The sequence below is a fragment of the Cellulomonas sp. A375-1 genome, from assembly GCF_001040865.1.
GTDB lineage: Bacteria > Actinomycetota > Actinomycetes > Actinomycetales > Cellulomonadaceae > Cellulomonas > Cellulomonas gelida.
The window spans coordinates 20,275-33,583 of the sequence record NZ_LFKW01000051.1; the positions used below are offsets into that span (position 1 = coordinate 20,275).

General features: G+C 74.7%; 13 protein-coding genes and 2 riboswitches. Of the genes, 10 read left to right on the forward strand and 3 right to left on the reverse strand.

Going from position 1 to position 13,309, the window contains the following annotated elements; genetic code table 11:
* Positions 1-40: 40 nt before the first annotated feature.
* The gene (locus CWIS_RS05935) at positions 41-1,417 is read right to left on the reverse strand and encodes an MFS transporter (RefSeq protein WP_082156255.1); all 1,377 of its coding nucleotides are present in this window, start codon (positions 1,415-1,417) and stop codon (positions 41-43) included.
* Positions 1,418-1,505: 88 nt separating this feature from the next.
* Between CWIS_RS05935 and CWIS_RS05940 the strand changes: the two genes are divergently transcribed.
* From CWIS_RS05940 to CWIS_RS05985, 9 genes are all read left to right on the forward strand, one after another.
* On the forward strand, positions 1,506-2,165 hold the full coding sequence (locus CWIS_RS05940) for a transcriptional regulator (protein ID WP_082156256.1): 660 nt from the start codon (positions 1,506-1,508) through the stop codon (positions 2,163-2,165).
* 68 nt (positions 2,166-2,233) lie between these two features.
* Positions 2,234-3,496 (forward strand): phosphoribosylamine--glycine ligase, encoded by a 1,263-nt coding sequence (purD, locus tag CWIS_RS05945; RefSeq protein ID WP_048342337.1) that lies wholly within the window; start codon positions 2,234-2,236, stop codon positions 3,494-3,496.
* A gap of 145 nt (positions 3,497-3,641) precedes the next feature.
* The gene (locus tag CWIS_RS18655; RefSeq protein WP_197080772.1) at positions 3,642-4,268 is read left to right on the forward strand and encodes a hypothetical protein; all 627 of its coding nucleotides are present in this window, start codon (positions 3,642-3,644) and stop codon (positions 4,266-4,268) included.
* Positions 4,269-4,324: 56 nt separating this feature from the next.
* Entirely contained in the window at positions 4,325-5,257 is a 933-nt protein-coding gene (locus CWIS_RS05955; protein ID WP_048342339.1) for a phosphoribosylaminoimidazolesuccinocarboxamide synthase, read from the forward strand.
* A 26-nt stretch (positions 5,258-5,283) separates the two neighbouring features.
* On the forward strand, positions 5,284-6,759 hold the full coding sequence (locus CWIS_RS05960) for an amidohydrolase (protein ID WP_048342340.1): 1,476 nt from the start codon (positions 5,284-5,286) through the stop codon (positions 6,757-6,759).
* Between the two features lie 112 nt (positions 6,760-6,871).
* Positions 6,872-7,135 (forward strand): phosphoribosylformylglycinamidine synthase subunit PurS, encoded by a 264-nt coding sequence (gene purS, locus CWIS_RS05965; protein ID WP_048342341.1) that lies wholly within the window; start codon positions 6,872-6,874, stop codon positions 7,133-7,135.
* A complete protein-coding gene (gene purQ, locus CWIS_RS05970; RefSeq protein WP_048342342.1) occupies positions 7,132-7,827 on the forward strand; it encodes a phosphoribosylformylglycinamidine synthase subunit PurQ in 696 nt (231 codons plus the stop codon). Before purS ends, purQ begins: the two co-directional genes overlap by 4 nt.
* Before the next feature lie 3 nt (positions 7,828-7,830).
* Entirely contained in the window at positions 7,831-8,841 is a 1,011-nt protein-coding gene (locus CWIS_RS05975) for a GNAT family N-acetyltransferase (RefSeq protein WP_048342343.1), read from the forward strand.
* A gap of 585 nt (positions 8,842-9,426) precedes the next feature.
* On the forward strand, positions 9,427-9,969 hold the full coding sequence (locus CWIS_RS05985) for an LLM class flavin-dependent oxidoreductase (RefSeq protein ID WP_048342345.1): 543 nt from the start codon (positions 9,427-9,429) through the stop codon (positions 9,967-9,969).
* A 243-nt stretch (positions 9,970-10,212) separates the two neighbouring features.
* On the opposite strand, the gene CWIS_RS05990 is transcribed toward CWIS_RS05985, so the two are convergent.
* Positions 10,213-11,466 carry an O-succinylhomoserine sulfhydrylase gene (locus CWIS_RS05990; RefSeq protein WP_048342346.1) on the reverse strand — a complete coding sequence of 418 codons (1,254 nt, stop codon included), beginning with the start codon at positions 11,464-11,466 and terminating at the stop codon, positions 10,213-10,215.
* A complete protein-coding gene (locus CWIS_RS05995) occupies positions 11,463-11,876 on the reverse strand; it encodes a rhodanese-like domain-containing protein (protein ID WP_048342381.1) in 414 nt (137 codons plus the stop codon). The genes CWIS_RS05990 and CWIS_RS05995 overlap by 4 nt, the downstream gene beginning before the upstream one ends.
* 5 nt (positions 11,877-11,881) lie before the next feature.
* Positions 11,882-11,994, reverse strand: a riboswitch (SAM riboswitch).
* A gap of 119 nt (positions 11,995-12,113) precedes the next feature.
* Positions 12,114-12,227: riboswitch (SAM riboswitch) on the forward strand.
* Positions 12,228-12,264: 37 nt separating this feature from the next.
* Here CWIS_RS05995 and CWIS_RS06000 point away from each other — a divergent pair.
* Positions 12,265-13,309 (forward strand): aminotransferase class V-fold PLP-dependent enzyme (locus tag CWIS_RS06000; protein WP_048342391.1); only part of this gene is annotated, 1,045 nt, incomplete at its 3' end.

The following is a 13,309-nucleotide window of genomic DNA, read 5'->3' on the forward strand; positions in this document are numbered from 1 at the left end:
GGCCTCGCTCGTTCTCGCGGGCCCGGGAGCGCCCCAGGGCTCAGGCGGCGGCGAGGTCCGGGTTGGCGGCCTCGGCCGCCTGGACGGTGCTGCGGCGGACCGTGAACACCGGGTACGACGCGGCGAGCGCGGTGACCACCGCGGCGCCGACGAGCACGGGGGCGATCCCCACCTGCTCGCCGATCACGCCGGCCAGCAGCGCGCCGATCGGCATGAGCCCGTAGCCGATCGTCCGGCCCGCGCCCGACGTGCGGCCGAGCAGGTGCCGCGGGACCACGCGCTGGCGCAGCGACATCGAGATCGTGTTGCCGATCGTGTTCGTCGCGCCCAGCAGCACCATGACGACGCCGATCGCCTCGACGGTCGGGACGAGTACCGGGACGAGCAGCATCGGGGCGACGACGCCCCAGCAGACGTACATCACGCCGAGCTCGGGCAGGCGGCGCACCAGGCGCTCGGTCAGCAGCGAGCCCCCGATCGCGCCGAGTGCGAACAGCGTCGCGAGCAGCGCGTAGTGCTCGGCGCGGATCCCGACCTGCGAGCCCGGACCGACGGCCCACAGCAGGAACACGGCCATGTACGCGGTGTTCGCCATGTTCATCACGCCGCCCGCGAGCACGAACGGCCGGAGCACGGGGTGGTGCACGACGTACCGGACGCCCTCGCGGACGTCGGCGTTCGCCCGGGTCGGCTCGGAGCGCTCCGCGCGGTACCGGCCGGGGATGCCGCGCAGCAGCACGACGACCGCGATCACGGCCATCGCGGCCGGCACGCCGAGCACCCAGCCCGTGCCGAGCGCGAGCAGGCCACCCGCGAGCGGGCTGCCGACGAACGTGTTGGTGACCTGCTGCGTCGCGAGGACCCGCCCGTTGGCGGCCTGCAGCCGGCTGCGCGGGACGAGGTCGGGCACCAGCGCGGTCTGCGCCAGGTCCGCGAACACCTCGGTCACGCCGTACGCGAGGACGAGCAGGACGAGCACGACCATCGACAGCTGGTCGGTGAGCGCGAGCGCGGCGCCGGCGGCCAGGAGCATGCCGCGGGCGGCGAGCGCGAGGACCTGCGCGTTGCGGCGGTCGGTGCGGTCGATCACGACGCCCCCGACGAGGCCGAGCAGCAACCAGGGCAGCCACGTCGCCGCCGCGAGCAGGGAGAGCTGGCCGGGGGACCGGGTCAGCGTCAGGGCGACGAGCGGGGCGCCCATCTGGACGACGCCGTCGCCGAGGTTCGCCAGGCCCGTCGACGTGAGCAGCGCGGTGAACCTGCGTCCGAGCGGCTCGAGGGCGACGGGGGTGGGGGTGTCGGTGGTCGGTGCAGCGGGCGGGTCGAGGTTGGTCGGCTCGCTGGTCGTCGTGCCCGTCGTCGCGGCGGGGCCCGTCGAGGCCGTCGCGGTGGTCGGCGCGTGCGTGCTCGTGGTCATGGTTGCCCCGTTACGCTGGTCGTAGGATGCAGAGAATCGGATGCAAAGGATTCTCTGCAAAGGAAGCGATGCAAAGGTATCTCTGCATATGACGCAGCGCAAGGGCCAGGACGAGACGGACGTGCCCGAACTCGCCGACGTGTCCGAGCCCCCGACCCCGGAAACCGAGCGGCCGGCCCTCGAGTTGCCCAACCCGCTCGGCGCCGAGGCGCTCAAGGCGTTCGCCCACCCGCTGCGCATCGCGATGTACCGGTACCTGTCCGCGCACGGCTCGGGCACGGCGAGCCAGATCGCCCGCGCGCTCGGCGAGAGCACGGGGCAGACCAGCTACCACCTGCGCCAGCTCGAGCGGCACGGGATCATCGAGGACGACCCCCACGCGGCGCCCGGCGGGCGCGAGCGCTGGTGGCGACCGGTGGGCTTCAGCCTGGACCGGCGGAACATGCAGGAGCCGGGTGCGCGGCTGGCGATCGAGACGACGCTGCGCGCGGTCATCGCCGAGCGCGCGGAGACGCTCCAGGAGTGGTTCGACTCGATCGACGACGCGGCGCCGTGGGACGACGCGGCGCTGCACACGTCGTCGACGTCCAGCCTCTCGCTCGAGGAGGCGGAGGCGCTCGAGGTCGAGCTGCAAGAGGTGCTCGACCGGCACACCGACGCCGCCAAGGCGCGCAAGGACGCGGGTGACGGGCTCGACCGCCGGCGCGTGCGCGTCTACCTCGACGTGTTCCCGCTGCCCGTCGACTGACCGGGCGGCGGCCGGCGGAGGCGGACGCGCGCGGCGGGCGTCGCACGCGCCCCGGTACGCTCGCCGCCGTGAAGATCCTCGTCGTCGGAACCGGCGCCCGTGAGCACGCGATCATCCGAGCCCTCTCGCTCGACCCGGCCGTGACGGAGCTGCACGCCGCCCCGGGCAACCCCGGGATCGGTGCGCTCGCCACGCTGCACGCGGTCGACCAGCTCGACGGCGCCGCGGTCGCCGACCTCGCGCGCACGCTCGGCGCGGACCTCGTCGTCGTGGGTCCCGAGGCGCCGCTCGTCGCCGGCGTCGCCGACGCGGTCCGTGAGGCCGGCATCCCGGTGTTCGGCCCGTCCGGTGCGGCCGCGCGGCTCGAGGGCTCGAAGGCGTTCGCCAAGGAGGTCATGGCCGCCGCGGGCGTGCCGACCGCCGCGCCGCGCGTCGCGACGACCGTCGAGCAGGCCGTCGCCGCGATCGACGAGCTGGGCGCGCCGCACGTCGTCAAGGAGGACGGTCTCGCGGCGGGCAAGGGCGTCGTCGTGACCGACGACCGTGCGGCCGCGATCGAGCACGCCCGAGCGTGCCTCGCGAAGGAGGGCGGCGCGGTCGTCGTCGAGGAGTACCTCGACGGTCCCGAGGTCTCGCTGTTCGTCCTGTCGGACGGCGTCGACGTGGTCCCGCTGGTCCCCGCGCAGGACTTCAAGCGTGCGCTCGACGACGACCAGGGCCCCAACACCGGCGGCATGGGCGCGTACACGCCGCTGCCGTGGGCGCCCGAGGGGCTCGTCGACGAGGTGCTCGACACCGTGGCCCGCCCGACCGTCGCCGAGATGGCCCGCCGCGGCACGCCGTTCGTCGGCGTCCTGTACTGCGGGCTCGCGCTGACCAGCACGGGCGTGCGCGTCGTCGAGTTCAACGCGCGCTTCGGCGACCCGGAGACGCAGGTCGTCCTCGCGCGGCTGCGCACGCCGCTCGGCGGCGTGCTGCTGGCGGCTGCGACGGGCGGCCTGGGTGCGCTGCCGCCGCTCGAGTGGTCCGACGAGGCGGCCGTGACCGTCGTCGTGGCGTCGCAGGGCTACCCCGCGGCGCCGCGCACGGGCGACGTCATCGACGGGCTCGCGGCGGCCGACGAGGTGCCGCACGTGCACGTGCTGCACGCGGGCACCGCGCTCGACGACGAGGACCGCGTGGTCAGCGCGGGCGGGCGGGTCCTGTCGGTGACCGCGACCGGCACCGACCTCGCGGACGCCCGTGCGGCGGCCTACGCAGGCGTCGCGCTCATCACGCTCGACGGCGCGCAGCACCGCACGGACATCGCGCTCAAGGCCGCCTCCGCCTGAGCCGCCGCGCGCCGCACGCGCGACACGGCGGCCGGCGGCGTCGGGGATCGGGTGAACCGCGACCGAAACGGCCACGGCGGATGCTCTCGTCGTGCCATGCTGCGCGCGCCGCGCGCGGGTGCGCGGCCTCACCCAGGGAGAGACCGTGCGCTACAACCCCCCGCCCACGTGGCCCACCGCACCCGAGGGCTGGCAGCCGCCCCCCGGGTGGGAGCCCGACCCGTCCTGGCCGGCCGCGCCCGAGGGATGGCAGCTGTGGGTCGAGGACGAGGACGGGGCCGAGGAGGCCGCGCTGGCGGCCGCGCACCGGGCACAGGCCGTCAAGACGTTCTGGATCGGTGTCGGCGTGTTCGTAGCCGGCGCGATCTCGACGATCGTCGCGAGCGGGTCGTCCGGCGGGATCATCTGGTACGGCGGCATGATCTTCGGCGCGATCCTGCTGTTCCGGGCAGTCACGGCCTACCGCGCGTCGCGCTCGGCGGGCGGCGCTGCGCTCGGCGCACAGGGCAAGGGCCTCGCCGTCGCCGGGGTCGTCGCGTGCCTCGTCGTCGGCGGGGTCGCGGTCAGCATGTGGGCGGAGTCCGAGTCGCTGGAGCCCACGGCGGGTTCCTGCTGGAAGGTCGACGGCGACCAGGCCGTGCTGATCGGGTGCTCGCACGCGCACGACTTCCGTGCCGTGCAGGTCGTCAAGGACGAGGCGCAGTGCCCCCAGACCGCGGTCGGGTGGGTCGAGGGCGACGGCACCGACCTGGTCTGCCTGGCCGAGGACTGACGTCCGGTCGGCGGGCGCGACGTGACCGCGCGCGTCGGGGCGGTCACACTGGAGCCGTGACTCTTGATGCCACGGACGCCTCGACCGCGACGGTCCCCGGCTGGACCCACACCTACTCGGGCAAGGTCCGGGACCTGTACGTCCCGGACGACACCGCGGACGGGCAGGCGGTGCGGGACGCGCACGGCGACGTGGTGCTCGTCGTCGCGAGCGACCGCGTCTCCGCGTTCGACCACGTGCTGAGCCCCGGCATCCCCGACAAGGGCGTGGTCCTCACGCAGCTCTCGCTGTGGTGGTTCGAGCAGCTCGCGGACCTCGTCCCGAGCCACGTGGTCTCCACCGAGGTGCCCGCCGTGGTCGCCGGGCGCGCGATGATCTGCCGGCGCCTGCAGATGTTCCCGGTCGAGTGCGTCGCGCGCGGGTACCTGACGGGCTCGGGCCTCGCGGAGTACCGCGCGTCGGGCGAGGTCACGGGCATCGCGCTGCCGGGCGGCCTCGTCGACGGCTCGCGGCTGCCCGAGCCGATCTTCACGCCCGCGACCAAGGCCGACCTCGGGGAGCACGACGAGAACGTGCCGTTCTCGGTGGTCGCGCAGACCGTCGGCGAGGAGACCGCCGCCGCCCTGCGCGCCCTGACGCTCACGGTGTACGCCCGCGCGGAGGCGATCGCGCGCGAGCGCGGCGTGATCCTCGCGGACACCAAGCTCGAGTTCGGCACGGACCCGGCGACGGGCGCGATCACGCTCGGCGACGAGGTGCTCACCCCCGACTCGTCGCGGTTCTGGCCCGCCGACCAGTGGCAGCCCGGCCACCCCCAGGCGAGCTTCGACAAGCAGTTCGTGCGCGACTGGCTGGTCTCGGCTGCCTCCGGGTGGGAGCGCGCGTCGGACGCGCCGCCCCCGCCGCTGCCCGCCGACGTCGTCGAGCGGACGCGCGAGCGCTACCTCGAGGCCTACGAGCGCCTCACCGGCGTCCCCCTCGCGGTCTGACCGCCCTCGGCACGCAGGGAGAGCCCGTGGGTGACGTCCTGCTCCGCGCGGTGCGCCGCGCCGGGGACGACGAGCCCGTCGACGTGCTCGTGCGCTCCGGGCGGCTCGCCGCGGTCGGGTCCGCGCTGCCGCGCGTGGCCGGCGTGGAGGAGGTCGACGGACAGGGCCGGTTCGTCGTTCCCGGGCTCTGGGACCAGCACACCCACCTCACGCAGTGGGCGTTGGTGCGGCGCCGGCTCGACCTGTCGTCCGCGACCTCGGCCGTGCACGCGCTGACGCTCGTGGCGGACCGGCTGGCCGCCGCGCCACCGACCGGTGGTGCGCCGCTCGTCGGGCACGGGTTCCGCGACGGGCTGTGGCCCGACCAGCCGACCGTCGCCGCGCTCGACGCGGTCGCCGGCGACGTGCCCGTGGTGCTGGTCTCCGGGGACCTGCACTGCGCGTGGGCGTCGAGCGCCGGACTACGGTTCCTCGGTGCCCGCACCGTGGCCGGGCTGCTGCGCGAGTCCGACTGGCTGCCGCTGCAGGGCCGGCTCGAGCACCTGCCGGACGCGACGGTCGACGCGCTGGTCGGCGAGGCGCTGGCCGACGCGGCGGCGCGGGGCGTCGTGGGCGTGGTCGACGTCGAGATCGCCGACAACCTCGCGGTGTGGCGGCGGCGGGCGACCGCCGGGCCGGTGCCGGTGCGCGTGCGGGCGGGGGTGTGGCAGCCGTACCTCGACCGGGTCGTGCGGGAGGAGCTGAGCACCGGCGACCCCGTGGCCGGCGCGGGCTCGCTCGTCGTGCAGGGTCCGCTCAAGGTGATCGTCGACGGCTCGCTGAACACGCGCACGGCCTGGTGCGACGAGCCGTACCCGGGGACCGCCGACCACGGCGTGCTCTCGGTCCCGTCGGCCGAGCTGGTCCCGCTGCTCGCGCACGCCACGCGTCACGGGTTGCAGGTCGCGGTGCACGCGATCGGCGACGCCGCGGTCCGTCTCGCGCTCGACGCGATCGCCACGACCGGGGCGCGCGGCTCGGTCGAGCACGCACAGCTCGTCGCGGCCGGCGACGTCGAGCGGTTCGCGGCGCTGGGGGTGGTCGCGAGCGTGCAGCCCGCGCACCTGCTCGACGACCGTGACGTCGCGGCCCGGCACTGGGCGGGGCGCACGGATCGCGCGTTCCCGTACGGGGCGCTGCACCGGGCGGGCGTGCAGCTCGCGTTCGGCTCGGACGCGCCCGTCGCGCCGCTGGACCCGTGGCTCGCGATCGACGCGGCGGTGCATCGTGCCGCACCGGGCGACGCGCCGTTCCACGCCGCGCAGGCGGTCGCGGCCGACGTCGCGCTGGCGTCGTCGGTGGACGGGGAACCGCTCGCGCTGCGGGTCGGTGGGTCTGGCGACCTCGTCGTGCTGGACGACGACCCCGTGGCGCTCGCGGCGACGCCCGGCGGTCTCGTCGGGATCGGTGTCGCGGGGACGATGGTCGCGGGCAGGTGGGCGTTCCGGGACGGCTCGCTGTGACCGCGTCGGCCGGTCCGGTGGCGGCGTCCGACGGGCGGGCGGCGGGGCGGGGCGTCGGCGACGGTCGGTAGACTCGCCGCCGCACCCCCGCCGCGCAACCAGGAGCTGACCCGTGGGACGAGTTGTCGTCGACGTCATGCCGAAGCCCGAGATCCTCGACCCGCAGGGCAAGGCCGTCGCCGCCGCGCTGAGCCGGCTGGGCTTCGACCAGTTCGCCAACGCGCGGCAGGGCAAGCGGTTCGAGCTCGAGGTCGAGGGCGAGGTCACCGACGAGGTGCTCGCCGCGGCCCGGGCGGCCGGTGAGCAGGTGCTCTCCAACCCGGTCATCGAGGACGTCGTCGCGGTCTACGCCGACGAGACGGCGGTCACGGCGTGAGCCGGATCGGCGTCGTCACGTTCCCCGGCACGCTCGACGACCGGGACGCCGCACGCGCCGTGCGGCTCGCGGGCGGTGAGCCCGTCGCGCTGTGGCACGGCGACGCCGACCTGCACGGCGTGGACGCCGTGGTGCTGCCCGGCGGCTTCTCGTACGGCGACTACCTGCGCGCGGGCGCCATCAGCCGGTTCGCGCCGGTCATGAGCGAGATCGTCGACGCCGCGAACCGCGGCCTGCCGGTGCTCGGCATCTGCAACGGCTTCCAGGTCCTCACCGAGGCGCACCTGCTGCCCGGCTCGATGATCAAGAACGACCACCTGCACTTCGTGTGCCGCGAGCAGGTCCTCTCGGTCGACAACGTCGACACGGCCTGGACCCGCGACTACACGCAGGGCGAGCGCATCACGATCCCGCTGAAGAACCAGGACGGCCAGTACGTCGCCGACGAGCACACGCTCGACGAGCTCGAGGGCGAGGGCCGGGTGGTGTTCCGCTACCAGGACGTGAACCCCAACGGTTCGCGCCGCGGCATCGCAGGGATCAGCAACGCGCGTGGCAACGTCGTAGGGCTCATGCCGCACCCCGAGCACGCGGTCGAGGAGGGCTTCGGCCCGGACGGTGGGAAGGGTCCGCGCACGGGCACGGACGGTCTGCGTTTCTTCACGTCGGTCCTGCACGCGCTCGTCGGCTGACGCATGGGGGTCGCGCTCGCGCACGTCGGCTGGGACGACGAGCACGCGGCGCAGCTGCGCACCGCGCAGCAGGCCGAGCTGCGTGAGCGGTACGGCGACGACGACATCGGTCACGAGATGACCGGCGAGTCGATCGTCGCGATGGTCGTGCTGCGCGAGGACGACGAGCCGGTCGCGTGCGTCGCGCTGCGTGACGCGTCCGACGAGCTCGGTGCCGGCGTCGCCGAGGTCAAGCGGCTCTACACCGTGCCGGGCGCGCGCGGACGGGGGCACTCGCGGCGCGTGATGCTCGAGCTCGAGCGACTCGCCCACGAGCAGGGCTGGACCCGGCTGGTCCTGGAGACCGGCGTGCTCCAGCCCGAGGCCATCGGTCTCTACCTGTCGCTCGGCTACCGGTCGATCCCCAACTACGCGGAGTACGTCGACGAGCCGTCGTCGCGATGCTTCGCCAAGGACCTGACCGCCAGCGCTGCGCGGGAGCGACCGAGTGCGCACGGCAGGCGTCCGCTCGCGGTCGAGGGCGGGCGTTCGCTCGTGATCGAGACCGTCGGGTGGGACGACGACACCGCGGTGGCGCTGCGCCGCGCCATGTGGGCATGGAACACGCGGACCTATCCGGAGCTGGTGACCGACGAGCCCGACCACGGCTTCGCCTCGGACGACGCGCGGCAGCGGACCGGCGAGCTCGTCACCTGGGTCGCGCGTCTCGACGACGAGCCCGTGGGCTGCTTGACGCTTCGGGCCCCGCGCGACGGGTACCCGGACGGGAGCGTGGAGCTCAAGAAACTGTACGTGACCGATCAGGCACGCGGCGCCGGCGTGGCCCGCTCGCTGCTCGCCACCGCGCACGACGAGGCCCGTGCGCGAGGCTTCACCACCGCGGTGCTCGGCACGGGCATCCGCCAGCCCGAGGCGATCACGCTCTACCTCTCGGACGGCTACCGCCCGATCCGCCCCTTCACCAACCCCGCGCGCGACTTCATCACCCTCTGGTTCGCCCGCCCCCTCCACTGACCCCCGCCCCACCCACACCCCCGTCCCCGTCACGACCCAGCACCCGCTCCGGCCTGGACGCCGGATCCCCGGAGCGCACGCTGGTTCGTCGGGAGGGGTTTGCGCGACCCAGCACCTGCTCCGGCCTGGACGCCGGATAGCCGGAGCGACCGCTGGTTCGTCGGGAGCGTGCCGCGCGACCCAGCGCCTGCTCAAGTCTCGACGCTGGGCGGCCGGAGCGACCGCTGGTTCGTCGGGGCGTGCGCGACCCAGCGGCCGCTCAGGTCTCGACGCTGGGCGGCCGGAGCGACCGCTGGTTCGTCGGGAGCGTGCCGCGCGACCCAGCGCCTGCTCAAGTCTCGACGCCGGATCCCCGGAGCGACCGCTGGTTCGTCGGGAGGGGGAGTGGGCTCGTCGTGGGGGTGGGGACGGGGGTGGGGGTGAAGTGGGTGGCGGTGGTGGACAGGGGCTGGTCGGGGCGCGGGTTGGCGGTTAGCCTTGCCCGCATGTTCTCGGTCCGGGTGTGTTGTCGCTGAGCTGACGACCCCGCGCGCCCGCGGCCCGACGGCCCTCGCTGCGCACCCGCACGACCCGAGGACTCCTCCCGTGGCTCAGCCCCTCACGCACGTCCGCGCTCCCCGCCCCCGCGTCGCCGACGATCTCGTCGTCCGCGCCCCGCTGCCCGCCGCCCAGCCATCGCGGGGCACCGAGTTCGTCATCGACGACGCGACCCTCGACCCCACGACGATCGCGCTCGCCGCCGCCCGCGCGGACGTCATCCGCATCCGGCACGGTGCCGGGCTGCCGACGCATGCCGCGGTGCGCGCGCTCGTCCAGATGCTCGACGACGAGGTCGCCGCCGTGGGCAGGGACCGCGCCGACGTGCTCGTCGTGCTCGAGGTCGAGACGGTCGTCGCAGACGACGAGGCCGACGCCCACCGCCGGCGCGAGCACCTGATGTACGCCGCGGCGTTCTCCCACCTTGCTTGGCTGCCCGGGGACGCGATGCTCGTCGCGCCGATCGACGCGCTCGCCGAGGCGGTGGCGCAGGTGCTCCGACGCACGGGCGTGGACGCGGTCGAGCTCGCCCTCGTCGGCCCGTCACGCCGCCTGGTCCCCGAGGTGGCCGCCGCGCTCCACCAGCTGTGACCCGGCCAGGGCTGCTCGCTCACCTGCGTCGCGCCCCCGCACGCACCGCCCGTCGACCGCCACCACCCCACGACCCTGCGCGTGCGCCGGCATCGAGCGCTCAAGGCCGGAGCGGGTGCTGGGTCGTCGGGGGTGGGTTCGGTGAGGCAGCGGATGCTCCGGCTTCGAGTGCGGAAGGCCGGAGCGGGTGCTGGGTCGTGGGGTGGGCGGGTCGCGGAGGTCACCGGTGGGCGGCCGCAGAGGTCAGGTGAGGGTGGTGAGGGCCTGGGAGAGGTCGTCCTGGAGGTCGTCGACGTCCTCCAGGCCCACCGAGAAGCGGACCGTGGCCTCGCCGATGCCGACGCGTGCGCGGCCCTCGGGGCCGAGCTTGCGGTGGGTCGTCGTCGCGGGGTGGGTGACGATCGACTTCGCGTCGCCCAGGTTGTTCGAGATGTCGACGACGCGCAGCGCGTCCAGCACGCCGAACGTGGCCTTCTTTGCGACCTCGGGCGGGGCGTCCTGCGGAGTGCGGAGCGTGAACGTCACGACCGTCCCGCCCCCCGTCTGCTGCTGCAGCGCGAGGGCGTGCTGCGGGTGGGACGGCAGGAACGGGTAGCGCACCGACGCGACGGCCGGGTGCTCCTCGAGCCACTGCGCGAGCCGGAGCGCGGACGCGGCCTGGTGGCGCACGCGGACGGACATGGTCTCGAGGCCCTTGAGCAGGACCCACGCGTTGAACGGCGAGAGCGACGGCCCGGTGTTGCGGATGAGGGTCTGCACGGGCCCTCGCACGAACTCCTCGGTGCCGAGGATCGCGCCGCCGAGCACGCGGCCCTGGCCGTCGATGTGCTTCGTCGCGGAGTAGACGACGACGTCCGCGCCCAGGTCGAGCGGGCGGGAGAACACCGGCGTGGCGAAGACGTTGTCGACGACGACGACGGCGCCCGCGGCGTGCGCGAGGCGCGAGACGGCTTCGATGTCGACCAGGTCCTGCATGGGGTTGGACGGCGTCTCGAAGAACACCACGTCGGCGGGCGTGGCCAGGGCCTGCTGCCACTGCGCGAGCTCGTGCCCGTCGACGTAGTCGGTCCGCACGCCCCAACGGGCGAGGATCTCGTCGAAGATCACGACGCTCGACCCGAACAACGCGCGGGCGGCGACGATCCGCGAGCCCTGGCCGACGAGCGCGGCGAGCGCGGTGAACACCGCGGACATGCCCGACGCGGTCGCGTAGCACGCCTCGGCGCCGTCGAGCAGGCGCAGGCGCTCCTCGAACGTCGAGACGGTCGGGTTGTTGTAGCGCGAGTACAGGAACCGGTCGACCTCGCCCGCGAACGCGGCCTCGGCCTGGCCCGCGGACTCGTAGGTGAAGCCCTGCGTGAGGAACAGCGCCTCACCGAACTCCCCGAACTGCGAGCGCACCTGACCCGCGCGCACGGCGAGCGTGTCGGGGCGCAGGGACTCGACGGGGACGCGGCGCGCGTCCCAGTCGCCGGGGCCCGGGACGCGGGCGGTCACGCCTGCCGCCAGGGCAGACCCTCGGCGCGCCAGCCCCAGTGGCCGCGCTGACCGTCGGGACCGATGTCGCCCTCGAAGCCGCGCAGCACGTTGTAGGCAGGCCCGAAGCCGGCAGCGGTCGCGGCCTGCGCGGCGGCGATCGAGCGCACGCCCGACCGGCACAGGAACACGACGGGCCGACCGTCGCCGGGCTCGAGACCGGCCAGGCCGAGCTGGTCGAGGAACGCGGGGTTGGGGCCCGCGGGCGTCAGCCACTCGACGAACGCCGCGCGGTCGCCCGCGTCCGTGGCGTCGGGGACGCCGATCTGGAGCCACTCGCCCTCCGTGCGCACGTCGACGAGCAGCGCGCGCTCGTCGGACGTGAGCAGGTCCCAGGCCTGCTGCGGGGTGAGGTCGCCTGCGTACGCCATGCTCTCCTCCATCGGTCCTGGCGGTAGCACCCTCGGCCGGTCGCCCGCCTCGTGAGGCAGGGACCGCGGGTTGCTGCGGCGTCGTCGAGCCAGATCTCTCGGCCGCTCTGGATGGTGGCAGGAGCGTAACGCCACGAGCCGAGGAGCATCCACCTGATGAACACAGTGTCCCGCTCTGCGAGACGTGTCCGTTCCGGCGTTGACAGTCGCGGGGCGCGATCGTCACCCTTGCCGTCAGGTCATGAGCGCCAGCGCGAAGCCCCGGCTCGCTGGCCGGCAACCCTCCTCCGCGGTGGGGTGCCCCGGGTGACGACCAGGCCGTGCACCGACCGGTGACGGCAAGCGCGGGACACCCCACAGGGGTCCCCGGATCCTCGGAGGTACCTCCATGACCGTCGTCGCCGAGCTCGCGCCGTGTCTCGAGGCCGTCTCGTCGGGCAGCCCGGCGAGCGCGACGGCCGCCCTCGCGCCCGTCGAGCCGCTGCTCCCCGTCGTCGGCGGCACCACCACCGTGCCGCTCGTGGACGGGACGCAGCGCGTCTACGCCAACCTCGACTACGCCGCGAGCGCACCCGCGCTGCAGGCGGTCGCGGACCGGGTCACGGAGGTGCTCCCGCTGTACGCGTCCGTCCACCGCGGTGCGGGCTACCTCTCGCAGGTCTCGACCGCGCTGTACGAGTCCGCGCGGCAGACGATCGCGCGGTTCGTCGACGCGCGGGAGGACGACGTCGCGGTCGTCACGCGCAACACGACCGACGCGCTGAACCTCCTGGCGGGCGTCATCCCGGCGGGCGGACGCGTGCTGGTGCTCGACCTCGAGCACCACGCGAACCTGCTGCCGTGGCTGCGCACGTCGGACCGGCACGCGCACGGGCACCGCACGACGATCCTGCCGATCGCGGCCACGGTCGCCGCGACGCTCGAGTCGCTCGCGGCGGAGCTCGCCGCGAACCCGTACGCGCTCGTCACGGTCTCGGGTGCGTCGAACGTGACCGGTGAGGCGCTGCCCGTCGAGCGTGTCGTCGAGATCGCGCACGCCGCGGGCGCCCGCGTGGCCGTCGACGGCGCGCAGCTCGTCCCGCACCGCGGCTTCTCGCTCGCAGCCACGGGCGCCGACTACGTCGCGTTCTCGGGGCACAAGACGTACGCGCCGTTCGGAGCGGGCGCGCTCGTCGGACGCCGCGACTGGCTCGACACCGGCACGCCGTACCTCGCAGGGGGAGGTGCGGTGCGCGACGTGCGCGCCGATCGGACGGTGTGGCAGCCTGCGCCCGCGCGGCACGAGGCCGGTTCGCCGAACGTGGTCGGCGCGATCGCGCTGGCCGAGGCGTGCGACGCGCTCGCCGCGCTGCCGGCGGGTGCGCTGGCCGCGCACGAGTCCGCGCTGCGCTCGCGGCTCGTCGAGGGGCTCGAGCAGGTGCCAGGTGTGCAGG

Excerpts from the sequence above, each read along its gene's own strand:
- CWIS_RS05935 (WP_082156255.1), bottom strand. The coding sequence starts at position 1,417 with ATGACCACGAGCACGCACGCGCCGACCACCGCGACGGCCTCGACGGGC.
- CWIS_RS05995 (WP_048342381.1), bottom strand. The coding sequence starts at position 11,876 with ATGGCGTACGCAGGCGACCTCACCCCGCAGCAGGCCTGGGACCTGCTC.
- CWIS_RS05975 (WP_048342343.1), top strand. The coding sequence starts at position 7,831 with ATGGGGGTCGCGCTCGCGCACGTCGGCTGGGACGACGAGCACGCGGCG.
- CWIS_RS05940 (WP_082156256.1), top strand. The coding sequence starts at position 1,506 with ATGACGCAGCGCAAGGGCCAGGACGAGACGGACGTGCCCGAACTCGCC.